This is a genomic window from Bradyrhizobium sp. LLZ17, assembly GCF_041200145.1.
Lineage (GTDB): Bacteria > Pseudomonadota > Alphaproteobacteria > Rhizobiales > Xanthobacteraceae > Bradyrhizobium.
Genome location: NZ_CP165734.1, coordinates 4,961,007 through 4,977,064 on the forward strand (window position 1 = coordinate 4,961,007; position 16,058 = coordinate 4,977,064).

A 16,058-nucleotide genomic window follows, 5' to 3' on the forward strand; every position below is an offset into this window, starting at 1 on the left:
AATGAGCGCGAAGAAGCCCGTCATCGTCTATGGCGCGTCCGGCTACACCGGCCGGCTGGTCTGTGAATATCTACGCGAGTACAATATCCCCTTCATTGCCGCCGGCCGCAGCGCCGAGAAGCTCAACGCCGCGATGAAGGCGAACGTGGCCGGCATCGAGACCGCCGACTACGAGGTGGTGGAAGTGCCGCACACCGTGAGCGCACTGACGGAGTTGTTCAACGGCGCTTCGGTGGTGCTCAACACGGTGGGCCCCTTCGCCAGGTTCGGCGGCGAGGTGGTGCAGGCGTGTTGGGCGTCCCGATGCCACTACACCGACACCACCGGCGAGCAGGACTGGCTGATTACGCTCGAGCAGGAGTGGGGCACGAAGTTCGCCAATGCCGGCCTGCTTTTGGCGCCGGGCATGGCACAGATGTACACCACCGGCGAGATCGCAGCCCAGCTGTGCCTGGAGACGCCAGGCCTCGATACGCTTGATATCGCCGTGTTCTGGGGCGGCAGCCCGACCATCGCCTCGACACAGACCATCCTGGTCAACGCCGCGATGGCAAAGGCCTACTATCTGGAGCAAAACAAATACGTCGAGCATCAGCCCGATGCCGGTCTCTATAACGTCGCCATCCCCGGCCAGCATGAATTGGCGCTGGCGCTGCCCTGGGGCGGCACCTCGCATCCGGTGTGGTTCAAGCGCGATCCGCGCGTGGCCAATGTGAAAGTGCTGGGCGGCGTGTTCAATCGTGGACTGATGCTGGCCGTGCCGCAGATCGTCGCCGCCGCGCTGGAGGCGACCAAGAATATGAACCCCGACGACCGCTACGTCGCGTTGGCGCAGACCGCAGCAGGTGTGATGAACACCATGCCGCCGCGCGAGAACCCGCGCGTCAACAAGTCCTTGGATTCGGTGCATGCCTCCGGCCCGTTGGGGCGCGCGCACTGCGTCATCAACGGCAACAGCAACTACAAGCAGACTGGCTTGCTGCAGGCCTATGCAGCGGCGCACCTGCTGCAGCAGCCGCCCAAGCGCGTGGGCTTCGCCTCCGGCTGCCAGGCGTTCGGCCATCACGAGTTGCTCGGCCAATTGCGCAGTTTTGGGCTCGTCAGCAAACCGATCCTGAGTGTGCACGATTAAGTAAATCGTGGGTGGCGCGGTGCACCGCGTCACCCACTGCCATTCGGGTGTTGATCATGCGATTCGTCGATTACCTGGACAAAGGCGCTTCGCTCGGCGCTGACGCGCCATGCCTGACCATGGATGGGCGCGATCTCAGTTATCGCGAGGTGCAGTTGCTGAGCTATCACGTGGCGCGCGGGCTCGTGCGATCGGGTATTGCCGCCGGCGAGAAGATTGCAATCCTTTCCGGCAACGATCCGGTCGCCTTCGCCTGTGTGTTCGGCATCTCGCGCGCCGGCGCGGTCTGGTGCCCGATCAATCCGCGCAACGAGGCGGCCGAAAACCGGATCATCCTCGACCAATTCGATTGTAGCCTGCTGCTGTTTCATTCAAGCTTTGCGCCGATGGTCGAGGCCGTACGTGCCGAACTGCCGAAGCTGCGCGCCCTCGTCTGCCTCGATGCTCAGCTATCCTTCGCCCCCTCCTTCGACAGCTGGCTCGCTGACCTGACCGACGGCCATTATCAACGCGAGACTGTCGACGATCTCGCGATGATTCCCGGCACCGGGGGCACCACCGGCAAGCCGAAGGGGGTCATGCTGTCGGGCCGCAACATCGAGGCCATGACGGCACTGACGCTGATGGGCTATCCCTTCAAGGGCCGTCCGGTCTATCTCGCGCTCGCGCCGCTGACCCACGCGGCCGGCGTGCTGTGTTTCCCGATCATGGCGCTCGGCGGTCGCATCGTCATCATGCACCACCCCGACATCGCCGAATTCCTCGATCTGATCGAGCGCTACCGCGTCACGCACACCTTCCTGCCGCCGACCGTGATCTACATGCTGCTCGATCATCCCAAGCTCGACTCCGCGAAGCTCGGGTCTTTGCAATGTTTCTGGTACGGGGCGGCGCCGATCTCGGCCGCGCGGCTTGCGGAGGCGCTCCGGCGTATCGGGCCGATGGCGCAGTTGTTCGGCCAGACCGAAGCGCCGATGATGATCTCGATGATGGCACCTGGCGAGCACTACAATGCCGATGGCACGATCGCGATAGAGCGCCTCACCTCGGCCGGGCGGATCAGCCCGCTGGTGCAGGCTGGCATCATGGATGGCGAGGGCAATTTGCTGCCATCAGGCGCGCGCGGCGAGATCGTGGTCCGCGGCTCGCTGGTGATGGAGGGCTATTACAAGAATCCCGAGGCCACGGCGGAGGCCTCCGCGCATGGCTGGCATCACACCGGAGACATCGGCTACATCGACGGCGACGGCTACCTCTATATCGTCGATCGCGCCAAGGACATGATCATCACCGGCGGGTTCAACGTCTACTCGATCGAGGTCGAGAACGCGCTGCGGGCGCACGAGGCGGTGCAGGACTGCGCCGTGATTGGCCTTTCGGACGAGAAATGGGGTGAGCGGATCGTCGCGGTGGTGCAGCCTCGCGCCGGCCGGAGCGTCGATACGACGGCGCTGTCGGCCTTCGTCAAGCAGCGAATCGGCAGCGTCAAGACGCCGAAGCAGATCGAAGTCTGGGACGATCTGCCGCGCTCCAAGGTCGGCAAGGTGCTGAAGCCGGATATCCGTGCGCGGCTGGCGGGTGGCTCAGGCGTCTAACAAATGTTGGCCCAAGCGCCCAAAGAAAACGCGGGCCGCCTCGATCGAGGCATGCCCGCGCATTTGAATTCGTCAGTCGCGCGTCAGCGCGCGCGCTCAGTGCACGCTCACCGCTTGCAGTTCGTTGCTCCAGGCATTGGCGACTGCGGCTTCGCGGCTGTCGGTCAGCATGATCGGCGTGCCGTCGGCGGCATGGAGCGCGAACAGCTTGAGGCCCGGCGCGATTTTCGGCGCTTCCGGAAACAGGCCCGGCACATCTTCGGAGCGGATCTGCTTCACATAGGCGATATGGCCTTCGCCGAGGGTCGCCAGCGTCTCCGGGGAGACATTCTGGGCTTCGTATTCGAACGCAACGTGACCTTCACTCATGGTCTCGACTCCTTCACAGAAACTAAGCGGTCGAGTCCGCTACTCGTTCCATTATTCGTGCTCATTGATAGCGATTGTCTTAACGATCCTCTCCGGTTCCGGCCGGGCAAGATCGATCGCCAGCAATCCGTTCTTCAGATCCGCACCCAGCACCAGCATTCCCTCCGCCAGCACGAAGGTGCGCTGGAAGTGGCGCGCGGCGATGCCGCGATGAATGTATTGCCGGGTCTTGTCGTCCTGCTGCCGCCCGCGAATCACGAGCTGGTTTTCCTCAATGGTTACATCGAGTTGGTCACGGGTGAATCCGGCGACCGCCAGCGTGATGCGCAACCGCTCGGGCTGGCCCTCGGATCGGTCGCACCTCTCGATATTATAGGGAGGGTAACCGTCGGCGCCTTTGACGACGCGATCGAGCACGCGCTCAATCTCGTCGAAGCCCAGAAGGAACGGACTGGAAAGCGTGGGAACACGAGACATAGTTTACAAAGTCCTCTCGAAGCGACTTTGGCGTTTCAGGGCCCGTCAAGGCACCCCTTGGTCAGCAATATGGTCATATCCCCGTGTGGGTTCAAGGACGTAGACCGGAGGCTGTGGATGCGCGGTTGCCCGCCTTTGCTACACAGATGCTTCCGCATTCGTCATGGCGGGACAAGCCCGGGTATGACGACTCACGAGCGATTTATGCCAATGAAAACAGACCCTCGGCTACTGTGCATGGGGTTGTTTTCGTAGGTTTTGTTGAGCCGCCTGTGGAACCGGTTAGATTTCGATCCGCGTCCGCCCATCGCCGCTGAACAGATGCAGCTTCGGCCGCACCGCGGCGACGCGAATTTTCTGGCCGATCGGCGGCGCCTCGGAGCCGGGAATGCGGACGATGACCTCGCCGGGCGGCAGCTCGCCGGGATTGGCGGCGATGCGCTGCTCGTCCTGTGCGCGCGAGCCGTAGATGAAGGTCTCGGCGCCGACGCGCTCGATCGCTTCGACCGTTAGCGGCAGCGCGATGCCGCCGGCCGGCGTCTGGTCGGTGATGGCGAAATCTTCCGGGCGGATGCCGAGGATGCCGGCTTCGATGTTGCCGAGTTGCGATTTGATCTCGTCCTGGCGGATCGACATCAAATTCATCGGCGGCGCGCCGATGAAGGACGCGACGAAGGTGGTTGCCGGCTTCTCGTAAATCGCCAGCGGATTGCCGACCTGCTCGACCTCTCCGCCATTCATGACCACGAGAACATCGGCGAGCGTCATCGCCTCCAGCTGGTCGTGGGTGACGTAGATCGAGGTCGTGCTGAGCCGGCGCTGCAATTTGCGGATCTCGACCCGCATCGCGATGCGCAGCTTGGCGTCGAGGTTGGAGAGCGGCTCGTCAAACAAAAACACCTTCGGCTGGCGCACGATGGCGCGGCCCATGGCAACGCGCTGGCGCTGGCCGCCGGAGAGCTGGCGCGGCTTGCGCTCCAGCATCGGCGTGAGCTCGAGCACGCGCGCGGCTTCGTCGACGCGGGTCCTGACCTCGTCCTCTTTCATGCCGCGGTTGCGCAGGCCGTAGGCCATGTTGTTGAAGACGCTCATATGCGGATAGAGCGCGTAATTCTGGAACACCATCGCGATGTCGCGGTCGGCGGGCTCGATCTGGTTGACCACGCGGCCGCCGATGTCGATCTCGCCGCCGCTGACGGTCTCGAGGCCTGCGACCATGCGCAGCAGCGTGGACTTGCCGCAGCCGGACGGGCCGACCAGCACGCAGAACTGGCCGTCGGCGACATCGACGTTGACGCCCTTGATGGCCTCGAAGCCGCCGGGATAGGTCTTGCGGACGTTGCGCAGGGTGACGTTAGCCATAAAAAATCACTTCTCCGTCTCGACCAGCCCGCGCACGAACAATTTCTGCATGGCGACGACGACGAACACCGGCGGCAGCATCGCCAGCACGGCGGTCGCCATCACCACCGGCCACTCGGTCAGCGCGTCGGTCGTGGTGATCATCTTGCGGATGCCGACCTGGATCGTCTGCATGTCGTCGCGCGTGGTGATCAGCAGCGGCCAGAGATATTGATTCCAGCCGAGGATGAACAGGATCACGAACAGCGCCGCCATGTTGGTGCGCGACAGCGGCAACAGCGTGTCCCAGAAGAAGCGCAAGGGGCCGGCGCCGTCGATGCGCGAGGCCTCCAGCAGCTCGTCCGGTACGGTCATGAAGAACTGCCGGAACAGCAGCGTCGCGGTCGCCGATGCGATCAGCGGCAGCGCGAGCCCCGCGTAGCTGTCGAGCATGTGCAGATCGGCGACGATCTTGTAGGTCGGATAGATGCGCACCTCGACCGGCAGCATCAGCGTGATGAAGATGATCCAGAAGATCGGCATCCGGAACGGAAAGCGGAAATAGACGATCGCATAGGCCGAGATGATCGAGATCGCGATCTTGCCGACCGCGATCAACAGCGCCATCACCAGCGAGTTCAGCATCATGTTGCCGACCGGCTCGCGGGTCGAGCCGCTCGTGCCGACGAAGATGGTCTGGTAATAAACCTCGAAGAAATGGCCGCCCGGCAACAGCGACATCTGCCCGTTGGCGATCAACGCGTTGTCCTGGGTCGAGGCGACGATGGCGATATAGACGGGAAACGCGACGATCGTGATCCCGATCCAGAGAATGAAATGGGCGACGTAGCGCCGAAAGCCCTCTTGCTCGACCATCAGTAGGTCACCTTGCGCTCGACGAATCGGAACTGGATTCCGGTGAGCACGATGACCATGACCATCAGGATCACCGATTGCGCCGCCGAGCTGCCGAGATTGCCGCCGAGCAGGCCGTCGGAATAGACCTTGTAGACCAGCGTCACGGTCGACGTGCCGGGACCGCCGCGGGTCATGGTGTCGATGATGCCGAAGGTGTCGAAGAAGGCGTAGACGATGTTGACGACCAGCAGGAAGAAGATGGTCGGCGACAGCAGCGGGAAGGTCACGGTCCAGAACCGCCGCATCGGGCGCGCGCCGTCGATCGCAGCGGCCTCGAACACGCTCTTCGGGATGGCTTGCAGCCCGGCGAGGAAGAACAGGAAATTATAGGAGATCTGCTTCCACGCGGCGGCCACGATGATCAGCGCAGCCGCCTGGTTGCCGTCGAGCAGCGGATTCCAGTCGACGCCGGCGGCGCGCAGATATCGCGCCAGCACACCGAGCGAGGGATGCAGCATGAAAATCCAGAGCACGCCGACGACGGGCGGCGCGACGGCATAGGGCCAGATCAGCAGCGTGCGATAGAGCATCGATCCGCGCAGCGGCTTGTCCGCCATTACCGCGAGCAGGAGCGCGAACGACAGCGAGGACACGGCGATCGCGAACGAGAAGAAGAAGGTGCGGACGATCGTCTCGAAATAGGCGGGGTCTTTGAACAGTTCGACATAGTTGTCGAACCAGACGAAGCTCGTCGACAGACCGAAGGCGTCCTGGAGCAGGAAGGACTGGATCACGGCTTGGGCAGCCGGCCAGTAGAAAAATATCAGGACCACCGCGAGTTGCGGGGCAACCAGCGCGTAGGGCAACAGCTTTGACTGGAAAATGGCTTGCTTTTGCATGGTGTCAGCAGAGCGGCAGGCCGGGTCGCGGCCTGCCGCTCATGGGCCTCACTTCACGGCGGTCTTTTCGAACTGCCGCAGCATCACGTTGCCGCGCTCGACCGCGGAATCCAGCGCCTGCTTGGCGGTCTTCTTGCCGGCGAGCGCCTGCTCGATCTCTTCCGACCAGACGTCGCGCAGCTGCACCATGTTGCCGAGCCGCAGGCCGCGCGAATTCTCGGTCGGCTCCTTGTTGGTCAGCTCGAGCAGGGGCGTTTCGAGATAGGGCTGGTCCTTGTAGAAGCCCTCCGCCTTCGCCTTCTCATACGCCGCCTTGGTGATCGGCAGATAGCCGGAGGCCTTGTGGATGTAGACCTGGCGATCGGTGTCGGAGAGGAAGGTCAGGAATTTTGCGACGCCCTTGTATTCCTCGGCTGACTTGCCGCCCATGACCCAGAGCGAGGCACCGCCAATGATCGAGTTCTGCGGCGCGCCCTTGATGTCCGGATAGTACGGCATCGGCACGGCGTTGAAGTTGAACTTGGCCTGCGCCTTGACATTGCCGAAGAAGGCCGACGAGGTCAGGTAAATCGCGCACTCACCCGAGGTGAAGCGGCCTTCGCCGGTGTTGGTACGGCCGGCATAGTCGTAGGTCTTGTCCTTCTGCAGTTCGACCAGCTTCTCGAGATGCTTGACCTGAAGCGGGCCGTTGAACTCCAGCACGGTGTCGAAGCCGTCGAGGCCGTTCGCCTTGCTGGCGAGCGGCACGTTGTGCCAGGCGGAGAGCTGCTCGAGATTGACCCAGGTGACCCAGGAGCCGGAGAAGCCGCAGGTCGGGTGGCCGTTGTCGTGCAGCTTCTTGGCCGCCGCGAACGTTTCCGGCCAGGTCTTCGGGATTTCGACATTCGCCTTCTTCAGCTCGTCGAGGTTGACCCACATCACCGTCGATGACGAGTTGAAGGGGAAGGACAGCATCTCGCCCTTCGAGGTCGAATAATAGCCGGTGATGGCGGGCAGGTAGATCTTGGGATCGAACTTCTCGCCGGCCTCGGCCATCAGCTTGTAGACGGGCTTCACGGCGCCGGTCGCGGCCATCATGGTGGCGGTGCCGACTTCGAACACCTGCATGATATGCGGGGCGTTGCCGGCGCGGAACGCGGCGATGCCGGCATTCATCGTATCGGCGTAGTTGCCCTTGTAGGTCGGGATCACCTTGTAGTCGCTCTGCGACGCGTTGAAGTCGGTGGCGAGCTTGACGATGACGTCATTGTTCGCGCCGGTCATCGCGTGCCACCACTGGATTTCAGTCACGGCCAGCGCCGGCGAAACGCTCATGCCAACCGTTACCGCAAATGCTGCAGCTGCCCCAAAATGTCGAAGAGCCATCAAGTAAACCTCCCTTGGCCGTCAAAAAGATCGCTTGCGCTAGCAGCGCCACATGACGTTCACATGACTGTGTAAGCGGGCGAAACGAAAGCGGCAAGCGCGGCAAAAAGAAAGCCGTCAAATAGGCGAAGGCCCAGCGCGCAGTCTCATCCATTCGCGGTGCACACACGCGCCCGCGCCGCAGTGCGGTATTGGATGTGTGAGGTCGACCATCGCACCGCGGCCTCCTTGCCTCTCCCGCTTGCGGGAGAGGTCGCGCCGAAGGCGCGGGTGAGGGTTCTCTCCTCCCGGGCATTGTCCCGTTGCGGAGACACCCTCTCACGAGCCCTCTCCGCAGGCGGGAGAGGGAGCGCACCTGGGCTGGAGTTCGGTCTTCGTGTTATGTTAGCGCTTGCGCTCGGGCCCGCAGACCGTGCCGGTCTCGACCATCGCGTCGATCTCGGCCCTGGAATAGCCGAACTCGCCCAGCACCTCGGCGGCGTGCTGGCTGAATTTCGGCGGCAGGCGGCGCAGGCTCGGCTTGCTGCGATCGAGCCGGATCGGCGACGCCACGCCCTTGTACCAATCCTTTTCGATGACATCGCCGCGGGCGACCGTGTGCGGATTGGTCAGCGCCTGGTCGATCTTCTGTACGGGGCCTGCGGGCAGGCCCGCAGCAAGCAGACGATTGCACAGCGGCTCGGCCTCGTGCTGGCTGAACACCGCGGCAAGCTCGGCGCGCAGGGCCTCGCGATTGGCGATGCGGTCCTTGTTGCGGGCAAAGCGCGGATCGGTGCCGAGCTCGGGCTTGCCGATCTCCTTCGCGAGCTTGCGGAAGGTGCCGTCATTGCCCACGCCGATGAAGATGTCGTCGGTCCTGGTCGGGAAGATCGCATAAGGAACGAGATTGGGATGCTCGTTGCCGGTGAGCGACGGCGGCTTGCCGTGCATGAAATAATTCGCGGTGTGCGGATGCATGATGGCAAGGCCGGTCTCGTACAGCGTCGTCTCCAGGAACTGACCCTGGCCCGAGCGCTGCCGCTCCGACAGAGCCATCAAAATGCCGATCGCCGCGTAGAGTCCCGTGGTGATGTCGACCAAGGGCACGCCGATCCGCATCGGCCCGCTCTCCGGCGAGCCGGTCGCCGCGATCATGCCGGTCATCGCCTGGATGATGGCGTCATAGCCGGGATTGCCGCCGCGCGGGCCGTCGGCGCCGAAGCCGCAGATCCGGCAATGCACGAGGCGCGGGAATTTTTCGCGCAAGTTCTCATTGCCGATGCCCCATTTCTCCAGCGTGCCCGGCTTGAAATTCTCGATCAGGACGTCGGCCGTCTCGAGCATCTTGAGCAGCACGGCGCGGCCGCCTTCGGAGGCGAGGTCGAGGCCGATCGAGCGCTTGTTGCGGTTGATGCCGACGAAATAGGCCGCGTCTTCCTCGTGGAAGGGAGGGCCCCAGTCGCGCACCTCGTCGCCCGCCGGCGGCTCGACCTTGATCACGTCGGCGCCATGGTCGGCGAGAATCTGCGTGCAGTAGGGGCCGCCGAGCACGCGCGTGAGATCAATGACGCGCAGTCCGCTCATTGCGCCCGAAGCAGCTTCAGAACTCATGGCTTCGCTTCCCCTGTGTCGATATTGACCACAGGCCTAGCGAGGTTCCGGCATGCCAGCAATGGCTTGTTGCGTAGGGCCATATGCGGCGCACGCGCCGCAATCCCGCGGGATGGTAAATCAACGGAAATGGCCGGCCCGAGAGGATCCCGGGCCAGCCGATCCGCATCTTCGATCAGACCACCGTCAGGCGGACGTCGACATTGCCGCGCGTCGCGTTGGAGTACGGGCAGACCTGGTGCGCCTTCTCGACCAGCGCCTCGGCTTCCGCACGGGCAAGGCCCGGTAGCGACACGGCGAGATCGATGTCGAGGCCGAATCCGCCGGCCGCGCGTGGGCCGATGCCGACGGTCGAGGTGACGGAGGCGTCAGCGGGGACCTTCGGGCCGCCCTGCGAGGCCACGAACTTCATCGCGCCGATGAAGCAGGCGGCATAGCCGGCCGCAAACAGCTGTTCGGGGTTGTTGCCGGCGCCACCGCCGCCGCCGAGTTCCTTCGGCGTGGTCAGCTTGACGTCCAACGCGCCATCGAGGGTCGCGGCATGGCCGTCGCGGCCGCCGGTGGCTTTTGCACTGGTCTTGTAGAGGACATTCACCGACATTTTCGTCTCCCTGTTTTCCTGTTGGGTGCGGCTTATATGGCAGACAATTAGATTGTGCGCAATTTAAATCAGGCCGCCTCACATTTAATTGTTCGCAATTGAATGCGCGGCCGCCAGGTCCCAGAATGACAGGACGAATCTCGTGAGATCGAACATGGCCCGGAAACACTCCGCGGTGGACCCGCTGCGGCTCGACAATCAAATCTGCTTCGCGGTCTATTCCGCCGCGCATGCCTTCAACCGCGTCTACAAGCCGCTGCTCGACCGGCTCGGCCTCACCTATCCGCAATATCTGGTGATGCTGGTGCTGTGGGAGCGCGACGACGTGCCCGTGAGGGACATTGGCGAAAAGCTGTTTCTGGATTCGGGCACCCTGACGCCGCTGTTGAAGCGGCTCGAGGCCGCCCATCTGGTCAAGCGCACGCGCTCGAGCGAGGACGAGCGCCAGGTGCTGATCGCGCTGACGCCCCAGGGGCACGCGTTGAAGGAGAAAGCGCGCGCCGTGCCGCAGTCGATCCTGGCGGCATCGGATTGCTCGGTGTCGGAGCTGGTGGCGATGAAAGACGAGATCGTGGCGCTACGCGACCGGCTCAATGCGGTGATCAGAGAGTAGGGGAGTCCGTCAGTCCGTCTTCGCCGGACACCACGCTTCGCCCTTCGGGCTGTGCGCGGCTGCGCCACGCGTAGCCCGAAGGGCGAAGCGTGGTGGAGCCAGGCGGGATCGAACCGCCGACCTCTTGCATGCCATGCAAGCGCTCTCCCAGCTGAGCTATGGCCCCTTAACCGTCCGGCGCGCCTTGGGCGACGCGTCGGATGAGACCCAGAACCACAGTTCTGGGATTATCTCAAGTCTCTTCATCACCTACGACGTCACCAATGATGTCGGTCACGTCCTCGTCGCCCTCTTCGTCGTCGGCGATGAAGGTCGAATCATCGTCGTCATCGTCCTCGATGGTCTCGTCGACCTCGATGTCGTCTTCAGATTCGGGCACGACGGCCTTGACCTTGCCGGTGTTCTCCTCGGCATCGGCCTCCTCGAGCGACACCGTCTCTTCGGTCTCGACCGGCTCCGGCGTCGTGTCGGCAGCCGGCGCGTGCCGGGCTTCCGCGCGGGTCGCGCGAGCCGGCGCCACCGGGGCAATCGGCACCACTTCGCCGGTATAGGGCGAGATCACCGGATTCTTGTTGAGGTCATAGAATTTCTTGCCCGTAGTCGGGCAAATACGTTTGGTTCCGAGTTCGGACTTGGCCACGGCAGAGGAATCCTGGAATGTCTGAAAAGCGGTGTCTCACTTGGCTAGTTGGCGGCCCGCTGTCAATAGCGCATTACGGGAGAACGACATGCCGTGACGGAGCGCGGACCATGTGATACCTGCGCTCCACCCGTAAGGGGACATCCAAGGACACAATCTTGACCCATTCCGACCAACCGAGGCCGCTCAAGTCTCGCTCCAGCGGCCCCCTGACCGGGAAAGTACGGGTGCCGGGGGACAAGTCGATTTCCCACCGCGCCCTCATCCTGGGCGCGCTTGCGGTCGGCGAGACCCGGATTTCGGGCCTGCTGGAGGGCGAGGACGTCCTGAACACCGCAAAGTCCATGCAGGCGCTCGGCGCCAAAGTCGAACGCACCGGAGATTTTGCCTGGACCGTGCACGGCGTCGGCGTCGCGGGCTTCGCCCAGCCGAAGGCGCCGCTGGATTTTGGCAACTCCGGCACCGGCTGCAGACTGGTGATGGGCGCCGTCGCGGGCTGTCCGATCACGGCGGTTTTTGACGGCGATGCCTCGCTCCGCACTCGCCCGATGCGCCGAATCCTGGATCCGCTTGAAAAGATGGGCGCCAGGGTCGTTTCCGGCGGCGAAGGCGGCCGTCTGCCGCTGACCGTCCAGGGCGCGCGCGATCCGCTGCCGATCACCTACAAAACCCCGGTCGCCTCGGCCCAGATCAAATCGGCCGTGCTGCTGGCGGGTCTCGCTGCGCCGGGCAGCACGACGGTCATCGAGTCTGACGCCAGCCGCGACCACACCGAGCTGATGCTGAAGCATTTCGGTGCCGACATCACCTCGACGCCCGAAGGCGCGCACGGCCGCCGTATCACGCTCGTGGGTCAACCTGAATTGCACGGCGCCACCGTGATTGTTCCCGCCGATCCCTCCTCCGCGGCGTTTCCGCTCGTCGCGGCGCTGATCGTCGAAGGCTCCGATATCGTTCTGTCTGATGTCATGACCAATCCGCTGCGCACCGGGCTGTTTACGACACTCCGCGAGATGGGCGCCTCGATTGAGGAAAGCGAAGTGCGCGGCGATGCCGGCGAGCCGATGGCGAAATTGCGCGTGCGTGCCTCGAAACTGCGCGGCGTCGAGGTGCCGCCGGAGCGCGCGCCCTCGATGATCGACGAATATCTCGTGCTGGCGGTCGCGGCCTCGTTTGCCGAGGGCACGACCGTCATGCGCGGCCTGCAAGAGCTGCGCGTCAAGGAATCCGACCGCCTTGAGGCCACCGCAGCCATGCTGCGTGCCAACGGCGTGAAGGTCGAAATCTCCGGCGATGATTTGATCGTCGAAGGCCGCGGCCATGTCCCCGGCGGCGGCCTCGTCGCCACGCACATGGACCATCGCATCGCGATGTCCGCGCTGGTGATGGGTTGCGCGTCCGACCAGCCAGTGACAGTCGACGACACCGCCTTCATCGCCACCAGCTTCCCGGATTTCATTCCGATGATGCGTTCGCTTGGAGCCGAGTTTTCATGAGGCCGCGGCCATGAGTGCTGCCTTGGACCGCGACGCTTTGGAGCTAGGGAGAGCCACGGATGCGCCCGAATACCCTCGCTGAGGCCGTCGACCGCATCTGTGCTGGTGCGGCTCAGGACACTACGCTGGCTGAATTCCTCGACACGTTCGATCTGGCTGGAACGAGCCGCGCTCAATACGAGACGATCGAGGACGAGCCGGTACTGACGCGCAACGATCGGCTCGATGCCCTGGTCGGCGCGATCGCCGAATATCTGGCAAAGCAGCGCCGCCTCGGGCAGGTGCCGGCGTGGGTCTGCGATCCGGCCCGTCGCCTTGCCGAGCCGTGGTTCACCGCATCGTCTCCGTCGGATGCGATGCGCGAATATCTCACCTATGCGAGTCCCGCTGAATTTGCTTCTCGCAACATCTTTACCGAAGAGCGGCCATTGCGGCGCGCCCGCGGGCCCCACACAGCCAAGGTTTGAGTGACATGATCATCGCCATCGACGGACCCGCGGCCTCGGGCAAGGGGACGCTCGGCAAGCGCCTCGCCCATCATTATGGCTATCGTCACCTCGATACCGGCGTGATCTATCGCGCCGTGGCCTATGCCCTGATGCAGTCGGGCCACGATCTTCGGGACGAAGCGGCAGCAGTCGCGGCGGCTATGGAACTCGATCCCGAGAGGTTCGGTAACCCTGCCCTGAAGACCCAGAAGGTGGGCGAAGGCGCCTCGATTGTCTCAGCGATCCCCAGGGTTCGCGAGGCCCTGGTCAGTTTCCAGCGGCAATTCGCCGCCGATCCTCCGGGCGCGGTGCTTGACGGCCGGGACATTGGAACCGTGATCTGCCCCCATGCCGACGTGAAGATTTTCGTCGTCGCCGACCCCAAGGTCCGCGCCCGCCGCCGCACCATGGAGGCCAGAGCGCGGGGCGAGGAGGCGGACGAGGCGGCCGTGCTCGCCGACATCATCCAGCGCGACGAGCGGGACAAGAACCGGCCGATTGCGCCTTTAAAACCCGCCCCCGATGCTTACTTGCTAGATAACTCCCAACTGGATATAGAAGGCGGCGTCCGGGCCGCCATCGACATTATCGAGGCCGTCCGAGCGGGCCGTCCGCGGGGTTAAGCCGCGGTTGTCATTGGAGGAAGCGCCCGCTCCCGCTCTTTGAGGTCGATACATCAGGTCCCTCGGTTGGGACCGGTGCGATCCAGGCTCCGGACAAAGATTTCCACGTATCGGACGTGCGGGCCTCAGCCGGCCCGCTTCCGCTGTTCCGGCGCCAAGCCGCGGCAGCGAGCGGTCGCTCGAAGGTTTTGCGGACCTTCCGACACTGCACGCGCGATATGTCCTTGAACCCAACGGCCGGCAAGACGTCCGCAACTGGAGAACAAATGGTTTCGACTTCCGCTGATACCTACAGCCCCTCGCGCGATGATTTCGCCGCGATGCTCGATGAGTCCTTCGCAGGTGGCAACCTGCAGGAGAGCTCCGTCATCAAGGGCAGGGTTGTTGCAATTGAAAAGGACATGGCCGTCATCGACGTCGGCCTGAAGACCGAGGGCCGCGTTGCGTTGCGCGAATTCTCCGGCCCCGGCCGTGACAGCGAGCTCAAGGTCGGCGACGAGGTGGAAGTATTCCTCGATCGCATCGAAAACGCCCTTGGCGAAGCCGTGCTGTCGCGCGACAAGGCGCGCCGGGAAGAGAGCTGGGGCAAGCTCGAAAAGGCGTTCCAGAACAACGAAAAGGTCACGGGCGTCATCTTCAACCAGGTCAAGGGCGGCTTCACCGTCGACCTCGACGGCGCCGTTGCCTTCTTGCCGCGCTCGCAGGTCGACATCCGTCCGATCCGCGACGTCGCGCCGCTGATGAACAACGCGCAGCCGTTCCAGATCCTCAAGATGGACCGCCGCCGCGGCAACATCGTCGTGTCCCGCCGCACGGTGCTGGAAGAGACCCGCGCCGAGCAGCGTCAGGAGCTGGTGCAGAACCTCGAAGAGGGTCAGGTCATCGACGGCGTGGTCAAGAACATCACCGATTACGGTGCGTTCGTTGATCTCGGCGGCATCGACGGCCTGCTGCACGTCACCGACATCGCGTGGCGCCGCGTCAACCACCCGACCGAGGTGCTCTCGATCGGTCAGACCGTGAAGGTCAAGATCATCAAGATCAACCACGAGACGCACCGCATCTCGCTGGGCATGAAGCAGCTGCTGGATGATCCGTGGCAGGGCATCGAAGCCAAGTACCCGCTGGGTGCGCGCTTCACCGGCCGTGTCACCAACATCACCGACTACGGCGCGTTCGTCGAGCTCGAGCCGGGCATCGAAGGCTTGATCCACGTCTCCGAGATGTCGTGGACCAAGAAGAACATGCACCCCGGCAAGATCGTGTCGACCTCGCAGGAAGTCGAAGTGCAGGTGCTGGAAGTCGATTCCGTCAAGCGCCGCATCTCGCTCGGCCTCAAGCAGACCATGCGCAATCCCTGGGAGGTCTTCGTCGAAGGTCATCCGACCGGTTCGACGGTCGAGGGCGAGGTCAAGAATAAGACCGAGTTCGGCCTGTTCCTGGGTCTCGAGGGCGACGTCGACGGCATGGTCCATCTCTCCGACCTCGACTGGAAGCTTCCGGGCGAGCAGGTGATCGACAACTACAAGAAGGGCGACGTGGTGAAAGCCGTGGTGCTCGATGTGGACGTCGAGAAGGAGCGTATCTCGCTCGGCATCAAGCAGCTCGAAGGAGACCCCTTCGCCGAGCCGGGCGATGTCAAGAAGGGCGCTGTCGTGACCTGCGAAGTGCTCGAAGTGAAGGAAAGCGGCATCGAGGTGAAGATCACCGGTACCGACTTCTCGACCTTCATCAAGCGCTCGGAGCTCGCCCGTGACCGCAACGACCAGCGCGCCGAACGCTTCGCCGTCGGCGAGAAGGTCGATGCAAGGGTGATCCAGTTCGACAAGAAGGCCCGCAAGGTCCAGGTGTCGATCAAGGCGCTCGAAGTCGCCGAAGAGAAGGAAGCCATCGCGCAGTACGGCTCCTCCGATTCGGGAGCGACGCTCGGCGACATCCTCGGCACCGCGCTCAAGAACCGCGACAAGTAAG

The 16,058-nt window shown here is 63.6% G+C and carries 16 protein-coding genes and 1 tRNA gene; 7 read left to right on the forward strand and 10 right to left on the reverse strand.

What is annotated here, in order from left to right:
- Position 1 precedes the first annotated feature (1 nt).
- Positions 2 to 1,132 (forward strand): DUF5938 domain-containing protein, encoded by a 1,131-nt coding sequence (locus AB8Z38_RS23975; protein WP_369720250.1) that lies wholly within the window; start codon positions 2 to 4, stop codon positions 1,130 to 1,132.
- Between the two features lie 56 nt (positions 1,133 to 1,188).
- Positions 1,189 to 2,727: an AMP-binding protein gene (locus tag AB8Z38_RS23980; protein ID WP_369720251.1), complete on the forward strand. Its 1,539-nt coding sequence runs from the start codon at positions 1,189 to 1,191 to the stop codon at positions 2,725 to 2,727.
- Positions 2,728 to 2,823: 96 nt separating this feature from the next.
- Here the strand turns inward: AB8Z38_RS23980 and AB8Z38_RS23985 are convergent, their stop codons facing one another.
- From AB8Z38_RS23985 to AB8Z38_RS24020, 8 genes are all read right to left on the reverse strand, one after another.
- Positions 2,824 to 3,096 (reverse strand): DUF1150 family protein, encoded by a 273-nt coding sequence (locus AB8Z38_RS23985; RefSeq protein ID WP_369720252.1) that lies wholly within the window; start codon positions 3,094 to 3,096, stop codon positions 2,824 to 2,826.
- Positions 3,097 to 3,147: 51 nt separating this feature from the next.
- Positions 3,148 to 3,573: an Hsp20 family protein gene (locus AB8Z38_RS23990; protein WP_007598583.1), complete on the reverse strand. Its 426-nt coding sequence runs from the start codon at positions 3,571 to 3,573 to the stop codon at positions 3,148 to 3,150.
- 282 nt (positions 3,574 to 3,855) lie between these two features.
- Positions 3,856 to 4,935, reverse strand: coding sequence for a sn-glycerol-3-phosphate import ATP-binding protein UgpC (locus tag AB8Z38_RS23995; RefSeq protein ID WP_369720253.1), 1,080 nt, complete (start codon positions 4,933 to 4,935; stop codon positions 3,856 to 3,858).
- Positions 4,936 to 4,941: 6 nt separating this feature from the next.
- Entirely contained in the window at positions 4,942 to 5,790 is an 849-nt protein-coding gene (ugpE, locus tag AB8Z38_RS24000; protein WP_369720254.1) for a sn-glycerol-3-phosphate ABC transporter permease UgpE, read from the reverse strand.
- Positions 5,790 to 6,671 carry a sn-glycerol-3-phosphate ABC transporter permease UgpA gene (ugpA, locus tag AB8Z38_RS24005; RefSeq protein ID WP_369720255.1) on the reverse strand — a complete coding sequence of 294 codons (882 nt, stop codon included), beginning with the start codon at positions 6,669 to 6,671 and terminating at the stop codon, positions 5,790 to 5,792. Before ugpA ends, ugpE begins: the two co-directional genes overlap by 1 nt.
- 48 nt (positions 6,672 to 6,719) lie before the next feature.
- The gene (gene ugpB / locus AB8Z38_RS24010) at positions 6,720 to 8,036 is read right to left on the reverse strand and encodes a sn-glycerol-3-phosphate ABC transporter substrate-binding protein UgpB (RefSeq protein ID WP_369720256.1); all 1,317 of its coding nucleotides are present in this window, start codon (positions 8,034 to 8,036) and stop codon (positions 6,720 to 6,722) included.
- Between the two features lie 384 nt (positions 8,037 to 8,420).
- Positions 8,421 to 9,626: a CaiB/BaiF CoA transferase family protein gene (locus tag AB8Z38_RS24015; RefSeq protein ID WP_369720257.1), complete on the reverse strand. Its 1,206-nt coding sequence runs from the start codon at positions 9,624 to 9,626 to the stop codon at positions 8,421 to 8,423.
- A 175-nt stretch (positions 9,627 to 9,801) separates the two neighbouring features.
- On the reverse strand, positions 9,802 to 10,227 hold the full coding sequence (locus tag AB8Z38_RS24020) for an organic hydroperoxide resistance protein (RefSeq protein WP_045004850.1): 426 nt from the start codon (positions 10,225 to 10,227) through the stop codon (positions 9,802 to 9,804).
- Between the two features lie 154 nt (positions 10,228 to 10,381).
- Between AB8Z38_RS24020 and AB8Z38_RS24025 the strand changes: the two genes are divergently transcribed.
- Positions 10,382 to 10,840 carry a MarR family winged helix-turn-helix transcriptional regulator gene (locus AB8Z38_RS24025; RefSeq protein WP_369720258.1) on the forward strand — a complete coding sequence of 153 codons (459 nt, stop codon included), beginning with the start codon at positions 10,382 to 10,384 and terminating at the stop codon, positions 10,838 to 10,840.
- A 90-nt stretch (positions 10,841 to 10,930) separates the two neighbouring features.
- On the opposite strand, the gene AB8Z38_RS24030 is transcribed toward AB8Z38_RS24025, so the two are convergent.
- Positions 10,931 to 11,006 (reverse strand) — tRNA-Ala (locus AB8Z38_RS24030).
- Positions 11,007 to 11,072: 66 nt separating this feature from the next.
- Positions 11,073 to 11,480: a TIGR02300 family protein gene (locus tag AB8Z38_RS24035; RefSeq protein ID WP_369720259.1), complete on the reverse strand. Its 408-nt coding sequence runs from the start codon at positions 11,478 to 11,480 to the stop codon at positions 11,073 to 11,075.
- 158 nt (positions 11,481 to 11,638) lie between these two features.
- Between AB8Z38_RS24035 and aroA the strand changes: the two genes are divergently transcribed.
- The 4 genes from aroA to rpsA all read left to right on the forward strand — a co-directional run bounded on the left by aroA (position 11,639) and on the right by rpsA (position 16,057).
- Positions 11,639 to 12,976 (forward strand): 3-phosphoshikimate 1-carboxyvinyltransferase, encoded by a 1,338-nt coding sequence (aroA, locus tag AB8Z38_RS24040; protein ID WP_369720260.1) that lies wholly within the window; start codon positions 11,639 to 11,641, stop codon positions 12,974 to 12,976.
- Positions 12,977 to 13,035: 59 nt separating this feature from the next.
- A complete protein-coding gene (locus AB8Z38_RS24045) occupies positions 13,036 to 13,443 on the forward strand; it encodes a hypothetical protein (RefSeq protein WP_369720261.1) in 408 nt (135 codons plus the stop codon).
- A 5-nt stretch (positions 13,444 to 13,448) separates the two neighbouring features.
- Positions 13,449 to 14,087 (forward strand): (d)CMP kinase, encoded by a 639-nt coding sequence (gene cmk / locus AB8Z38_RS24050; RefSeq protein ID WP_369720262.1) that lies wholly within the window; start codon positions 13,449 to 13,451, stop codon positions 14,085 to 14,087.
- Between the two features lie 266 nt (positions 14,088 to 14,353).
- On the forward strand, positions 14,354 to 16,057 hold the full coding sequence (gene rpsA / locus AB8Z38_RS24055; protein WP_369720263.1) for a 30S ribosomal protein S1: 1,704 nt from the start codon (positions 14,354 to 14,356) through the stop codon (positions 16,055 to 16,057).
- Position 16,058 lies beyond the last annotated feature (1 nt).